This window comes from Sorangium sp. So ce1036 (assembly GCF_051369805.1).
Lineage (GTDB): Bacteria > Myxococcota_A > Polyangia > Polyangiales > Polyangiaceae > Sorangium > Sorangium cellulosum_F.
In genome coordinates, this window is record NZ_JBBMOX010000001.1 from 2,356,892 (window position 1) to 2,371,418 (window position 14,527).

General features: G+C 73.0%; 10 protein-coding genes. 7 read left to right on the top strand and 3 right to left on the bottom strand.

Annotation, left to right across the window (positions count from 1 at the left end):
• The first annotated feature begins 120 nt into the window (after positions 1-120).
• Positions 121-2,961, top strand: coding sequence for a protein kinase domain-containing protein (locus WMF31_RS08995; RefSeq protein ID WP_436601533.1), 2,841 nt, complete (start codon positions 121-123; stop codon positions 2,959-2,961).
• Between the two features lie 54 nt (positions 2,962-3,015).
• On the opposite strand, the gene WMF31_RS09000 is transcribed toward WMF31_RS08995, so the two are convergent.
• The 3 genes from WMF31_RS09000 to WMF31_RS09010 form a co-directional block, all read right to left on the bottom strand.
• Positions 3,016-3,537, bottom strand: coding sequence for a hypothetical protein (locus WMF31_RS09000; protein WP_436601534.1), 522 nt, complete (start codon positions 3,535-3,537; stop codon positions 3,016-3,018).
• A gap of 8 nt (positions 3,538-3,545) precedes the next feature.
• Entirely contained in the window at positions 3,546-5,399 is a 1,854-nt protein-coding gene (locus tag WMF31_RS09005) for an AarF/UbiB family protein (RefSeq protein WP_436601535.1), read from the bottom strand.
• 122 nt (positions 5,400-5,521) lie between these two features.
• The gene (locus WMF31_RS09010) at positions 5,522-6,706 is read right to left on the bottom strand and encodes a serine hydrolase domain-containing protein (protein ID WP_436601536.1); all 1,185 of its coding nucleotides are present in this window, start codon (positions 6,704-6,706) and stop codon (positions 5,522-5,524) included.
• Between the two features lie 156 nt (positions 6,707-6,862).
• Here WMF31_RS09010 and WMF31_RS09015 point away from each other — a divergent pair, with 156 nt between their 5' ends.
• From WMF31_RS09015 to WMF31_RS09040, 6 genes are all read left to right on the top strand, one after another.
• Positions 6,863-7,747 (top strand): protein-L-isoaspartate O-methyltransferase family protein, encoded by an 885-nt coding sequence (locus WMF31_RS09015; protein WP_436601537.1) that lies wholly within the window; start codon positions 6,863-6,865, stop codon positions 7,745-7,747.
• 208 nt (positions 7,748-7,955) lie between these two features.
• Positions 7,956-9,110 carry an AAA family ATPase gene (locus WMF31_RS09020; RefSeq protein WP_436601538.1) on the top strand — a complete coding sequence of 385 codons (1,155 nt, stop codon included), beginning with the start codon at positions 7,956-7,958 and terminating at the stop codon, positions 9,108-9,110.
• A 290-nt stretch (positions 9,111-9,400) separates the two neighbouring features.
• On the top strand, positions 9,401-9,874 hold the full coding sequence (locus WMF31_RS09025) for a hypothetical protein (RefSeq protein WP_436601539.1): 474 nt from the start codon (positions 9,401-9,403) through the stop codon (positions 9,872-9,874).
• Positions 9,875-10,766: 892 nt separating this feature from the next.
• Positions 10,767-11,984 carry a type II secretion system F family protein gene (locus tag WMF31_RS09030; RefSeq protein WP_436601540.1) on the top strand — a complete coding sequence of 406 codons (1,218 nt, stop codon included), beginning with the start codon at positions 10,767-10,769 and terminating at the stop codon, positions 11,982-11,984.
• Entirely contained in the window at positions 11,981-13,465 is a 1,485-nt protein-coding gene (locus tag WMF31_RS09035; RefSeq protein WP_436601541.1) for a sensor histidine kinase, read from the top strand. Before WMF31_RS09030 ends, WMF31_RS09035 begins: the two co-directional genes overlap by 4 nt.
• A gap of 210 nt (positions 13,466-13,675) precedes the next feature.
• Positions 13,676-14,281: an MlaC/ttg2D family ABC transporter substrate-binding protein gene (locus tag WMF31_RS09040; RefSeq protein WP_242515300.1), complete on the top strand. Its 606-nt coding sequence runs from the start codon at positions 13,676-13,678 to the stop codon at positions 14,279-14,281.
• The last annotated feature ends 246 nt before the right edge of the window (positions 14,282-14,527 follow it).

Below are 14,527 nucleotides of genomic sequence, written 5' to 3' on the forward strand. Positions count from 1 at the left end.
CGCGGGAGCGAAAGCAGGAAGGAGGTGTGGACAGGTGAGCTGAATGATGGGATTTCGTGTTTTCTGTCCAGCGGCCAGGGCGCGCTGACTTCTTCCCTCGGGGCCGGGTACACTGGGCGTGTGAGCGACAGGCGACTACCGGCGCTGGAGCCGACGCCCCGCACCGAGTCGCGCAGCGAGCGCGGCCATGGCTCCGGGTTCGCCTCCGCGCCGCAGCGCATCGCCGGGCGTTACGAGATCCTCGGCCTGCTCGGCACCGGCGGGATGGGGAGCGTGTACCGCGTGCGCGACACCGAGCTCGACGAGGTGGTCGCGCTCAAGATGCTCCGGCGCGATGTCGCCGAGTCCGTCGGGATGCTCGAGCGCTTCCGGCAGGAGGTGAAGCTCGCGCGCCGCGTGACCCACAGGAACGTGGCGCGGACGTTCGACTTCGGCGACCACGAGGGCGAGAAGTTCCTCACGATGGAGTGCGTCGACGGCGAGTCGCTGCACAGCGTGCTGGGGCGCACCGGCCCCATGCCGGTGCAGCAGGTCATCGGCATCGGCTGCGCCCTGTGCGACGGGCTCGGCGCCGCGCACGCGGCCGGCGTCGTGCACCGCGACCTCAAGCCCGAGAACGTCCTGCTCGACAGGGGCGGTCGGGTCGTCATCACCGACTTCGGCATCGCCCGCGCCTCGGCCGGGTCGGGCGCCGGCCAGACGTCGGGCTTCGTGCTCGGGTCGCCCGCGTACATGTCGCCGGAGCAGCTCACGGGCGAGCCGGACATCGACGCCCGCACCGACATCTATGCGCTCGGCATGATCCTCTTCGAGTGCCTGACCCATCGGCGCGCCTGGCCGGGCGCTGGCGCGATCGCGGCCGCCATGGCCAGGCTGACGTCCCCCCCGCCGGATCCGCGCGCGCTCCGCCCCGACGTGCCGCTCGCCGTCGCGGACGTCGTCCTGCGGTGCATGGCGATGAAGCGCGAGGACCGGTACGGGAGCGCGGCGGAGGCCCACCGCGCGCTCCTGCTCGCGCGCTCGCGCGTATCGATCTCCCCGCATGCGGGCGCGCAGGCGGGCCCGGCCCTCTTCCCCGTCCCGTCGCTGGCCGGCGGCTCGGCCCCGACCGCGGTCACGAGCGCGCCGACGGCGCCGCAGCCGATCGAGGGGAGCGTGACCCGGGTCGCCGCGGCCTCGGGCGCGGGCAAGGCGCCGCCGCGGTCGATGTCCCCCACGCTGGCCGCCCCGACGCCGACGCCCACGCCGAGGGGGACTTCGCCCACGCCGAGGGGGGCTTCGCTCACGCCGACGGGCTCGGCGCCCACGCCGTCGCCCACGCCGAGGGGCTCGGCGGCCACGCCGGCGCCCGCGCCGAGGGGGTCTTCGCCCATGCTGGTGCCTTCGTCGACGCCGGCGCCCGCGCCGAGGGGGTCTTCGCCCACGCTGGTGCCTTCGTTCACGCCGGTGCCCACGCCGAGGTCTTCGCCCACGACGCCGAGGTCCTCGCTCACGCCGGCGCTCAAGACGGTCGCCGTGCTCCCGTTCCGCAACGCCGGCGCGCCGGACGACGAGTACCTCGCCGACGGGTTCACCGAGGACCTGACCGACACCCTGTCGATGACCGCCGGCCTCAAGGTGCGGCCGCGCGCCGCGGTCGCCCGGGTGCCGCTCGACGGCCGCGACCCCAGGGACGTCGGCCGCGAGCTCGACGTGCAGGTCGTGGTCGAGGGATCCATCCGCCGCACCGGTGGCGGTCCGGCGCAGGACGCGTCGCGCGGCCTCCGGGCGGCGCCAGGGTCGCGGCCGGGGTCGCGCTCGGCGCCGGGCGGCGTGCGCGTCACCGCCCGCGTCATCAGCGTCGAGGACGGCTTCCAGCTCTGGGCGAAGCGGTTCGACAGCTCGGCCGAGGCGCTGCTCGACGTGAGCGACGACGCGGCGCGCGCCATCGCCGCGGCGCTCACCGTCGACGTCGCCAGCCGCGAGCGCGACGCGTCGGGCGATCCGCGCGCGGTCGATCTGTACCTCCGGGCGCGCCACCAGCTCCGGCGGCTCTGGTACGGCGACGCGGCGCCGGCCGTGGCGCTCTTCGAGGAGGCGCTCGCGTTCTCGCCGAACGACCCGACGCTCCTGTCCGGCTACGCGGTCGCGACCGCGCGGCTGCTCGCGGCGCGGGGCGACGGCAGGGCCCAGCTCGCGAAGGCGCAGCAGGCGGCCGAGCGGGCGATCGCGCTGTCGCCCGCGCACGGCGAGCCGTGGGTGGCCCTCGCGACGGTCCGCTTCAGCGCGTGCGACCCGGTCGGCGCCGTGCCGGCGCTGCGCAGGGCGCTCTCGTGCGCGCCGAGCCTCGCCAGGGCGCACGAGCTGCTCGGCCGCATCCTCATGGAGGCGGGGCTCGTCGAGGAGGCGATCTTCCGGCTGGAGACGGCGCTGTCGCTCGACCCGAGCGAGCTCTTGCCGCGCTGGGAGCTCGCGCGCGGCCGCGCGCTGCTCGGCGACTGGGCGGCGGTCTCCGCGCTGCTCGATCTGCCGACCGAGGATCCGTCGGACCGCTTCCACAAGGCGGTGATGCGCGCGCGCTTCGGGCTGTGGCGGAGCCGCCCGTTCTCGATCGACGACCTGCTGCTCGCGGCGGAGACCGTCCCGATCCAGTACGCGCGCGTCTACCGCGACGTGCTCGCGACCTCGCGGCTCACGGACGAGCAGCGGGCCTTCCTGCGCTCGAAGGCGGAGGGCTCCGAGCCGGGCAGCCGGCTCCGCCCGCTCTTCTTCCAGATGTACGCCGAGACCCTCGCCTTCGTCGGCGACGACGAGGCGCTCTTCGGCGCCCTCGCCGCCGCGGTGGACGCGGGGCTCTTCGACGCCCTCTGGATGCAGCGCTGCGCGGTGCTCGAGCGCGCGCGGTCGGACGCGCGCTTCGCCCCGCTCCGCGCGCGCGTCGAGGAGCGCGCCGCCGCGATCGTCGACGCGTTCAAGGCGTGAGCGCGGCGGCCCAGCGCCACGCGATCGGGCGGCGCGCGATCGGGTGGCGCGCGCTCAGCGCCCGCGCGCGCCCTTCGCGGCCCTGGAGACGGCGGGCATCAGCACGTCGCCCTCCACGTGTCCGGCGACGTCGAGGAGGGTGCGCCCGTCGGGGTCGCGCCCGGGGCGCTCGCGGGTGTAGCGCTCCGCGGGGGCGGCGAGCACCACCCCGAGCGCGCTCGCCGCGGAGGTGAGCTCGGCCCCGAGCGCCTCGTCGATGAGCCGGGCGCGATCGGCGCTCGGCGTGCCGACGGGGATGGCCACGGCGACCGTGCCCACGACGCGGCCCTCGCGCGCGAGCAGCCCGTACGGCGAGCCGGTCTCCTGCGCGATCCGGAGCGCCACGCGCGCGGCCTCCGCGCGCTCCTTCGCGGCGGCGAGCGACGCCGCGCCGCGGCGGAGGTGCTCGCGCGACGCCTCCTTCGGGGCGCCGCGGAACGTGTCCGCGAGCTTCGCGTTCTCACCCCGGATCCGCTTCACCTCGGCCTCGGCGGCGGCGAGATCGGCCTCGTAACGCGACAGATCGATCGAGCTCATGGCGTGCATCACCCTCGTTTCGTGAACAGGAGGCTCCCGGCGAGCAGCGCCCCCGCCGCCGCCGAGCCGTAGAGGCAGTAGCGCGCGAGCGCCGCGTGGCCAGCGAGGTAGAGCTCCAGCCCGGCGAACCCCGCCGCGATCGCGAGCGCCGCGTAGATGAGCTGGCGCACCCCCGTGTAGACCAGCCCCGCGGCCTGGGCGAGGCCGCGGATCTTCACCTCCGCCTCGCCGCGGTTGGCGCGCGTGAGGTACTTGCGCAGATCGTCGGGGATCGTCAGCGCCTTGATCCCCATGTCCTTCGCGGCCTCGAGCGCGATCTGGGCCCAGTCGCGGCTGCCGAGGACGAAGTCCTGCAGGTAGGGGCGCACGACGTCCATGGGGTTGAGGTCGGGGTCGAGCTGCGTGCACACCCCGGTGAGGAGCAGGAGCGTGCGCTCGAGCAGCACGAAGTCGCGCGGCACGTGGAACGCGCCGGAGAGCTCCTTCAGCCCGATGTTCATGCGCCGCAGATCGATGAGGCTCTCGATGCCCTTCTGCGGATCGAGCTTGATGTCCTTCAGGTTGAAGGACTCGAGCTTCACCTCGTCCTGGAAGCGCTGGTGGAAGAACTCGACCACGCGCTCGCTGACGTCGAGCGTGTCGCTGCGCGAGAAGAAGCCCATCTTGCGCAGCGCCTTGACGATGCGCTCGGTGTCGCGGCGGATGACGGCCTCGAGGAACTCGGGGATGCCCTCGCGCATCTCCTGGGAGAGCTCGGCGACGGCGCCGAAGTCGAGCAGGATGAGCTCCCCGCTCGGCCCGACCAGCATGTTCCCGGGGTGCGGATCGGCGTGGTAGACGCCGTCGATGAAGATCTGCTGGCAGAAGACCTGCACGATGTGGCGGGCGAGCGCCTTGCGGTCGACGCCGTGGGCGTCGAGCGCGGCGACGTCGCCGACCTTGATGCCCTCGACGAACGTCGTCGTCATCACGCGGCGCGTGCAGTAGGCGTCGATGGGCCTGGGGAACCGGACGCCCGGCTGCCGGGCGAAGTTGTCGGCGATGCGCGTGATGTTCCTGGCCTCGCGCACGAAGTCGAGCTCCTCCAGGATCATCGAGCGGATCTGGTGGTAGTAGGCGTCGAGCCCCTGCACCGGGACGAACTTCGCGACGATCGCCATGATGCGGCGGATGGTGAGCAGGTCGAGGCGGACGATCTCGTCGATGTCGCGGTGCTGCACCTTCACGGCGACGCGGGTGCCGTCCATGAGCCACGCCTCGTGGACCTGGCCGAGCGACGCGCTCGCGAGCGGCTCCCTCTTCAGGCGGGCGAAGACCTGGTCGACGGGGCGCCCGAGCTCCTCGGCGATGCGCTCCTCGATTTCCTCGTAGGGGCGCGGCGGCACCTGGTCCTGCAGCCCCTCGAGCCCGGCGCGGAGCGTCGCGGGGAGGAAGTTCGCCATGATGCTGAGCATCTGGCCGACCTTGATGAAGAGCCCCTGGAGCTCGACGATGGTGCGCTCGATGCGGCGGGCGTTCCTCGCGTGGACCTCGTCGACGCGGTTCTTCTCCCAGGTCTCGCCGAAGAGGCGGCTCAGGAAGAAGAACCAGAGGTAGCTCGCGATGACGACGAACGTCGTGAAGTAGGCGCGGATGAAGCGGCCGCTCTGCGCGGCGTTCTGGCGGAACGAGCGGGGCTTCGCGCCCGGGCGCGGCGCGAAGGGCGCGCGTGCCGGCGCGATCGACGCGCGCGCCGGCTCGACCGACGCGCGGGGTGGCTCGACCGAGGCGCGCGCTGGCTCGACCTGCGGGCGAGCTGGCTCGACCGGCGCGCGGAGCAGCCCGGGGGATGAGACCAGCTCTTCGGGGGTGCCGGGGGACACCGCGGCAGCCTAGCACCGGAGGGCGGCGGCCCACGAACACGCGGGGCTCGATGCGGTGCGCCATCGGTCATCGCGGGCTGCGCGGCGTCATGGCGGTCGGCGAGGGCGTCGTGGGCCGCCGGTCATCGCGGCCCGCGCGGCGTCATGGCGTCGGCGAGGGCGTCGTGGGTGGCGGGGCGCGCGCGGCGGATCGCGTCGGAGGCGCGGGTCGGGTGGACCCGGTTGGTGAGCATCACGCCGACGAGCTCCGCGTCCGGATCGATCCAGAGGCTCGTCCCCGTGAACCCGAGGTGGCCGAACGTCCGCGGGCCGAACCGGGCGCCGGCGCTCGGCGTCTCGCCGCTCTTGCCGTCGAACCCGGCGCGCAGCGACCCGCCCGGCCGCGGCTTCACGAGCTCCCAGAGCTCGTCGCGCGAGAGCCATTCCGGGCGCTCGCCCGCGAGCGCCTCGAGCAGCGCGACCCCGAGCCGCGCCACGGAGAGCGCGTCCCCGAAGAGCCCCGCGTGCCCGGCCGTCCCGCCCTGCGCGATCGCCCAGGCGTTGTCGTCGTGCACCGCCCCGCGGATCACGCCCCCGCGGAGCGCGACCTCCTCGGTGGGGACGACGCGCTCGTCGAAGCGCGGATCGCGCCGCCGGTGCGCGCGCGCCGACGCGATGGCGATCTCGAGCGGCCCGGTCACCTCGCGCTCGACGATCTCGTCGAGCTCGGCCCCCCCGCGCCGCGCGACCGCGGCGCCGAGGAGCAGGTAGCCGAGATCGCTGTAGACCGGCGGGAACCCCCCGGCCGGCGGCGCTCCCGCGCACCCATCGCGCCGCGCGTCCGCGCAGACGCGCAGCGCGCCGAGCGGATCGATGGGCCCGCAGTCGTCGGGCGGATGGAGCCTCCGGTGCGCCTCGAGGCCGGCGCGGTGCGCGGCGAAGAGCTCGAGCGGCACGGTTGCCGACCGCGTGTCCGCGAGCTCGGGCAGCACCTCCGCGAGCGGCTCGTCGAACCGCAGCTTGCCGGCGCGGGCGAGCCGGGCGAACGCGAGCGCCGTGAGCGGCTTGCTCACCGACGCGAGATCGAAGATCGCGTCGACCGTCGCCTCGGGCGGGGCCGCGCCGCCCGCGCCGGCCGGCGGGCTCGCCTCGAGCCACAGCCGCCCCGCGGCGCCGAGCCCGTACCGGACATGGTCGCGGGCGCGCACGGCCGCGGCGACGCATGCGCAGGGCGCCGCGCGGTGCGCCGAGACGGCGATCTGTGCGACCGGCGAGAGATCGACGACGCCGGTCGATGTCGATGACGATGACGACGTGAACGGTTGCATGGCCGAGGATGAGGAGACGGGCGCGTCCGTGTCAAACGAGCTCTGGCGCGGGCCGGAGGGGACCCGGGGAGACTGCTGGACGGATCCCCGAGCGATGGGGCGGAGCGCGCGGTGAAAGATCGGGCGGAGCGCGCGGCCCTGCTTCAGGATCTCGCCGTGACGTCCTCCACGGGCACCGATCCTCGCGCTGCGGTTGCGGCGCTCGCCTCGCTCGCGGCGCGGTACGACGCGCGCCGGGCGGATCGCTGGGCGAGGGTCCCGGAGGAGCTCGACGCGGTCATCGCGGAGGACGTCGAGCTCGCCGGGGCGGGGCGGGTGGCGCGCGCGCCGCTCGTGGCGGAGCTCGCGCGCCGCTTCGCGTTCTCGGCGCGCTACCTCGACGCGATCCTGCTCACGCCGCGCGAGCGCTTCGTCTTGCCGGAGGACATCGCGGCGTCGGCGGACGACACGCCGTTGCCGCTCGATCGTGCGGGGCAGGCGACGGTGAGCGCGCCGCACGCCTACCTGCTCACGTACAGCCTCCTGGGCCTCGCGCCGGGCGATTGCCTCCTCGAGCTCGGCACGGGCACCGGCTACGGGGCGGCGCTCGCGCGGCGCATCGTCGGCCCGGCGGGGCATGTCACCTCGATCGAGATCGACGGCGTCCTGTACGAGCGGGCGGCGCGGCTCCTCGGCGCGCGGCCGGCGCGCCTGGACGAGGGCGCGCTGGGCGCGGCGACCGCGAGCAGCGGCGTCGCGGCGACCGGGGACGACGCGAGCGTCACGCTCCTGTGCGGCGACGGCCGGGCGCTCGCCGAGCGCGTGCTCACGGACGCTCGCTCGTCGCCGCCTGCGAGGCCGTGGAAGGTCGCGATCACGTACGCGCTGACCGACGCGCCGGCCGCGCTGGAGGAGCAGCTCGCCGAGGGCGGCGTGCTGGTCGCGCCGGTCGGCGCGTGGGAGGGCCACCAGGAGCTCGTGCGCGTGGAGCGCCGGCAAGGCGCGCTCCTGCGCGAGGTGCACGGCGCGGTCCGCTACGTGGCGGAGCGGGGGCACGGCTAGGGCTGCTCGCCGGGCGATGCCGGGGAGCGCGGTCATGGGCGACGGACCGGCCCGCGTCCGCCCGGCACATCGCGCGAGGGGGTGCGCCCGAGGGCTGGCGGAGGCTGATCATGCGGGCCGATGGCCTGCTGGCTCACGGCGATGCGTCGGAGCGGCGCGGGGAGGCTTCTGTACCCAGCGCTGTTCTCGGGCTAACGAGAGGGTGGCGATGCTGGCGGAAGCAAACTTCAAAAATTTCAAGCTGCTTCGAGACGTGAGGCTGCCTCTCGGTCGGCTCAACGTGCTGGTCGGCCCGAACGCCGTGGGCAAGAGCACCGTGCTGGAGGGGATGCACTACCTGCTCCAGCTTGCCGCCGCGAAGCCCGGGGGGGCCGCGACCATCCATTCGGGGGCGCTCTTCAGGGGCAAGGGCGCGGTGGACGACCTGGTCGCGAAGCCGGACGCCACCGAGCTCGAGCTGGAGGCCGTCCTGGAGGACGGAAGGCGGTTCCGTCTTCGTCTGCTTCGCGGAGGGACCCCGGACAGGGAGCCGGGATCTGAGTGGGGGCACCTGTGGTTCGGCAAGGAAGGGCAGGAGACGGAGCTCAGTCTGCCTTGCGACGACCAGAAGGAAGAACAGAGCTTCTTTGAAGGCCCCCGCAAGGCGAAGCTCGGCTCGGTCGTCCGGCTCAAGCTCCACGCCGAGACGCTCGCCGCGGAGCACTACTCCGATGAGGAGATCCCAGGCGTCGGACACGACGGTGAGGGGCTGGCTTCCGTGTTGCAGTACCTGCAGGGGCTGCGCGACGGAACCCTGGAATCGATCGAACGGGATCTGGCGACGATCGTCCCCGGCGCGCGGCGTATCCGCGCGCTCCCCGCCCGTGTCCGGCGCCGGGAGAAGCAACGGATCTCCGTCGGTGGCCAGGACTTCTGGGCCGAGCAGGTGCACGACCGCACCGGCGCCCGCGTCGAGGTCGAGTGGGAGGGGCTGGGGTGGGTGCCTGCCGACCAGCTCTCCGAAGGGACCCTGCTCGCCCTCGGGCTCATCACGGTGGTGCGCTTCAACGCGCCGAGCCTCGTCCTGCTCGACGACCTGGACAAGGCGCTGCACCCCGTTGCGCAGCGCAAGCTCGTCGCGTACCTCCGTGGCGTCCTCGAGGCGACGCCCCACCTGCAAATCGTGGCGACGAGCCACTCGCCGTTCCTCCTCGACGAGCTACGCATGGAGGAGGTCTTCGTGATGAGCCGCGATGGTGAACGGGGCTCGGCCCTGCGCCGACTCGACGAGCACCCGACAGCGAAGAAGCGCGGCGGGTATCTCCGTCCTGGCGAGCTGTGGAGCCTCGTCGGGGAGGGGTGGGTGAGCGAGGGGCGAGAGTGAGTCCCGTCGCCATCGGGATCGCCGCGGAGAGCGAAGGCGATACACGGATCATCAAGTCCCTCGTGGACCGCATGCTCATCGACGGGATCGCGTGGGTGGCAGAGACCTTCGAGGCGTGTCGGGGGTCGATGGAGGATCCCCTGTCCCCGTGCCGGAGCTGGCGAGGCGTGGAGGGGGCCTGCTGGCTCGATCTCCACGGCGCCGCGCGCCTCGCTCGCGAGCGCGGGCTCCGCATCTTCGGTAGTTTCGGAGGGGTTCCGGGCGAAGAGGACGCGCACATGCATCGAGCCGTGCTCCTGCTCTTCGCCGAGGAGGACGAGCCCCCGAGGGCGGTGGTGATCGCACGGGATCTGGACGGCAGGCCAGAGCGCGCCGAGGGCTTTGCCCAGGCTGCAGCCGACAGCAAGAGAACGTGGCCGTTCGAGGTCGTCGTCGGCGCGCTTGCTGAGCCCGAGGTTGAGGCCTGGCTGGTGGCGGCGTGGGACCCGGAGGACGACTCGGAGCGCCAACGCCTCGCCGCTCTCTGCGGCGAGCTCCACTTCGACCCCTGCGCGAAGCCGGAGCGACTCACCTCGAAGAACGAGGCGGATCGCAAGGACGCCAAGCGGGTGCTGGCGGCGCTGACGGCCACGGGGCGAGACGCCGGTGCGCGCTGGGCCGACGCGCCCGTCGAGCGCCTCGAGTCCCGCGGCGCATCCTGTGGCCTCACACGCTTTGTGCGCGAGGTGCGGCAGCATCTGGTGCCGGTTGTGAAGCGCGGCTGACGCTCGGTCGTCCTCGACACCAGGGGGCGCTGCCCACGCGGATCGGATGCCACGCTCCCCCGACAGCGAGCGCCATCGCACATCCTGGTGCTGCGGCTGTGCCGCCCAGGTGGTTCCATGGCAGGTCCGGATGGCACCGCCCAGCATCCGGGTGGGGCAGTCCGGCGTCCGGATGGCACAAACCAGTGTCCGGATGCTCCGACCTGCTGTCCAGATGGCACACTTCGATGTCCAGATGACACACTCCGATGTCCAGATGGCACACTCCGGCGTCCATGGACGAAGTGTACCGATCCGTGCCAGCGGCCCACATCAGGACAGTCGAGCGCGTGGCGTCCTGCTCCCCGGCCCCTGGCGAGCCATCGGCTCGACCAGCTCGACGTGAGCGCCGGCGGGGTTCCCCCGGCTCGACGTGAGCGTCGGCCGGGTTCTCGCGGCTCGACGTGAGCGCCGGCGGGGGTCTCCGCGCGGCGGGGGCGGGCGGGCGCGGCGAGCACCGACCGAGGTGCCATGAGGTTTCAGGGGGCTCGAGGTTTCAGGCGCGCCTCGTGTGGCGCGCGACGAAACGTCTCAGGAGGCGAGGCCCGAAGGGAGACATGCCGGGCGGTGTTCTCAGCGCAAGCTCCCAGGTCCCGGTCTTGGCGGATGGCCGAGCGCCCGCCCGCCCCCGCCGCGCGGAGACCCCCGCCGGCGCGTGCGCCTTGGCACGACCTCACCTCACGCCCCCTCCTCGCACCCGCCCCTCCTCGCACCCGCCCACCCCTTGGAGGGCGATCGCTCCACCGTCTTTGACCCTGGACCACCCGGAACTTTATCCTGGCGTTCCCCGAGGCGGGGCCACCCCGGCGCGTCGGCTCGCCCGTCGCGGGCCAGGGAGAAGACCGAAGGCACTATGGCGGAGTTCGTGTGGGAGGCGCGTGGCCGCACCGGAGAGATCCGGAAGGGCACCATGGAAGCCGAGAACGAGGCGGCGGTGCAGAACCGGCTCCGCGCCCAGCAGCTCAGCCCGACCCGCGTCAAGAAGAAGGCGGCGCAGCTCAGCTTCAACCTGACCATCGGCTCGGGCGTCGATGCCAAGGACCTCGTCAAGTTCATCCGCCAGTTCGCGACGATGATCGACGCCGGCCTCCCGCTGGTCCAGTGCCTCGAGATCCTCTCGAACCAGGAGCCGAACAAGGTCTTCCAGGCCGCGCTGCGCGACATCAAGAACACCGTCGAGCAGGGCGCCACCTTCAGCGACGCGCTCCGGCGCCACCCGAAGATCTTCGACGACCTGTTCGTCAACCTCGTCCAGGCCGGCGAGGTGGGCGGCATCCTCGACAGCATCCTGAACCGCCTCGCGGTCTACATCGAGAAGCGCGTCAAGCTCGCGCGCCAGGTGCGCGGCGCCCTCGCGTACCCGATCGCCGTCATCCTCATCATGATCGTCGTGATGGTCGTGCTGATGTCGTTCGTCATCCCGTCGTTCGAGTCGATGTTCGCGGAGTTCGGGGCCAAGGACGCGCTCCCGCAGCTCACGAAGATCGTCATCGCGGCGTCGAAGGCGTTCGTCACGTACCTCCCGGTGACCATCACGATGACGATCGCGGCCGTCATCGGCGCGACCTACTTCTACCGCTCGCCGGCCGGCAAGCGCGTCGTCCACCGCGTCCTGCTCCGCGTCCCGATCCTCGGCCCGGTGATGCAGAAGATCGCCGTGGCGCGCTTCTCGCGCACGCTCGGCACCCTGCTCGGCTCCGGCGTGCCCATCCTCGACGCGCTCGACATCGTCGCGAAGACCGCCGGCAACGTCGTCGTCGAGGAGGGCCTCATGTACTCGCGCCAGAAGATCTCCGAGGGGAGGAACCTGGCCGAGCCGCTCGGCGAGATGCAGGTCTTCCCCGGCATGGTCGTGCAGATGGTCGCGGTCGGCGAGCAGACCGGCGCGCTCGACACGATGCTGAACAAGATCGCCGACTTCTACGAGGAGGAGGTCGACGTCGCCGTCTCCGCGCTGACGTCGCTGCTCGAGCCGCTCCTCATGGTCGTCGTCGGCGGCATGGTCGGCATCGTGCTCGTCTCGATGTACCTGCCGATCTTCGATCTCGCCGGCAAGATCAGGGCGGAGTGACGCCGCCGTCCGCCGCCCCCCCGGCGAGCCCGGGCGGCGAGGCCGGCGCGCGGAGCGAGGCCGCGGCGGGGCCGCCCCCGGGCGCGCCGGCCGCGGCGCCCCGGGAGCCGGGCGCCGCCGAGGCGCCGCTCGCGAGCCGGCTCACCTGGCTGATCGCGCTGCGCCTCGTCGTGCTCACGGTCTTCCTGATCGTGACCGCGGCCGTGTACCTCGGCGGCTTCACCCCGGGGGGCTTCTCCAGCATCGTCGCGCTCGTCACCGTCGCGGCGGCCTACGGCGTCGCGGGGATCTACGCCGTGTTCCTGCGCATGAACCGCGCCCTCCGCGTCATCGCCCGGGCGCAGCTCGTGACGGACCAGATCACCTGGACCGCGCTCGTCTACATCACGGGCGGCGCCACGAGCGGCGCGACGTCGCTCTACGGGCTCACCTGCCTGACGGGGGCGATCCTCCTCGGCCTCCCCGGCGCGATCGTCGCCGCGGCGTCGGGCGCGACCGCGTACCTCGTCCTGTGCGCCGCGCTCGGGCTGCACCTCCTCGGCGTGCCGCCCGACCAGCCGGCGGGGGCGTACGTGACGCACTGGGACGAGCTCAGGTACCCCCTGTTCGTCAACCTGCTCGCGATCATGGTCGTCACGCTGCTCGCGAGCTACCTCGCGGAGCGGCTGCGCACGACCGGCGGCCGCCTCGTGCAGGCCACGGCGCGGGCGGAGCAGGCCGAGCGGCTCGCGGCGCTGGGCCGCCTCGCCGCCGGGCTGGCCCACGAGATCCGCAACCCGCTCGGCTCGATCGCGGGCTCCATCGAGCTCCTGCGGACGGGCGGCACCCTCTCCGACGAGGACAGGATGCTCTGCGAGATCATCCAGCGCGAGACCGCCCGGCTGAACGACCTCGTGGGCGACATGCTCGACCTGTCGCGCCCGCGGGTGCCGGCGCTCGAGGAGGTGGACCTCGCGGCGACGGCGCGCGACGTGGTCGTGCTCGCCGGGCAATCGGGGCGCGGCGGCGACGTCGAGGTCCGCTTCGAGGGGCCGGCGTCCGCGCCCGTGAGCGCCGACGCCGCCCAGATGCGGCAGGTCGTCTGGAACCTCGTGCGGAACGCGATCCAGGCGAGCTCGGCGGGCTCGGTCGTGGCCGTGCGCCTGTGGCGCGACGCGGGCGCCTGGCTCCTCGAGATCCGCGACCAGGGGCGAGGGATCCCCGCGGGCGCCCGCGACCGGCTCTTCGACGCGTTCTTCACGACCCGCGCGCACGGCATGGGCATCGGCCTGGCGGTGGTGAAGCGGATCCTCGACGATCACGGCTTCACGATCGAGGTGGACAGCCGCGAGGGCGAGGGCACCGCGTTCCGGGTGCGGATCCCCGCCGCGGGCCAGCAGGAGCGCGTCACCGGCCACACCGGGCACGTGGCGCCGCGTTCACACCGCGCCCCGGTCGACTCCCGCTGGATCTCCGGCCGAGCCCGCTCCGGGCGTGAATAGCGCCGCGGGGCGGCTCGTCTTCCCGCCTGGAGACCGGGGCAGGCTGGCGGATTCCGGTCTCTTTTCGCGGCGTTCGTGGAGAGCAGGGACCGGACGGCGCCGGGCCGCGGAGGCGCCGTCCGACCCGGCAGGCCGTTTGCGTGGGGGCTGGGCGAGCGTTACAAGCGACCCGGGCTCCGCTCGGCTCGCAGGAAAGAAGGAGAAGCATACGTGACACGCAGGATGAACCACCTCTTCGCGGCGACGTTCTCGCTGCTCGCGCTCACGCTCGGCCAGGTGAGCCCCGCGAGCGCCGGACCGGCCACGGACGTCGTCAAGGCCAAGCAGACGGCCCTGTTCGACCTCCTGAAGCGGGGAGGGGGGGAGAGCCAGAAGAAGATCGGCGTGATCTTCGACGAGATGCTCGACTACGACACGCTGGCCGAGCGCTCGCTCGGCAGCGAGTGGGCCGCCCGGAGCGACGCCGAGAAGCGCCAGTTCACCGAGCTCCTCAAGCAGCTCGTGCGCAGGTCGTACGAGCGCAACCTGAAGAAGACGCTGAACTTCAACATCGAGTACCTCGGCGAGAAGGAGAGCAACGGCGCCCTGACGGTCAAGACCAGGGCGGTCTCCAGGACGGACGCGCGCGAGGAGCCGGTCGAGATCGCCTACAAGCTCGCCAGGAGCGGGGACACCTGGCGCGTGCAGGACATCATCACCGAGGGCGTCAGCCTGGTGGGGAGCTACCGCGCGCAGTTCACCAAGATCATCAAGAAGGACGGGTTCCCCGCGCTCATCCAGAAGATGAAGGACAAGCTCGCCAAGGGCGACGTCTGACCCGCCCGTCGGGGGAGTGGGGTACTTGCCCCAACCCTGCGGGGACACCGGAACCGCCAAGGCGCCACAAGACGCCAAGATCTTTGTGTTTTTCTTGGCGTCCTCGGCGCCTTGACGGTTCAAAAGACCCCACCTTCAGCCAAGATACCCCGTCACCCCCGCCGGCCGCCCCCTCGCCGCGCCGGCCTCGCTCCCTCGCCGCGCTGGCCGCGCCCCTTGCCGCGAACTCGCCTGAATTGCCGCAGG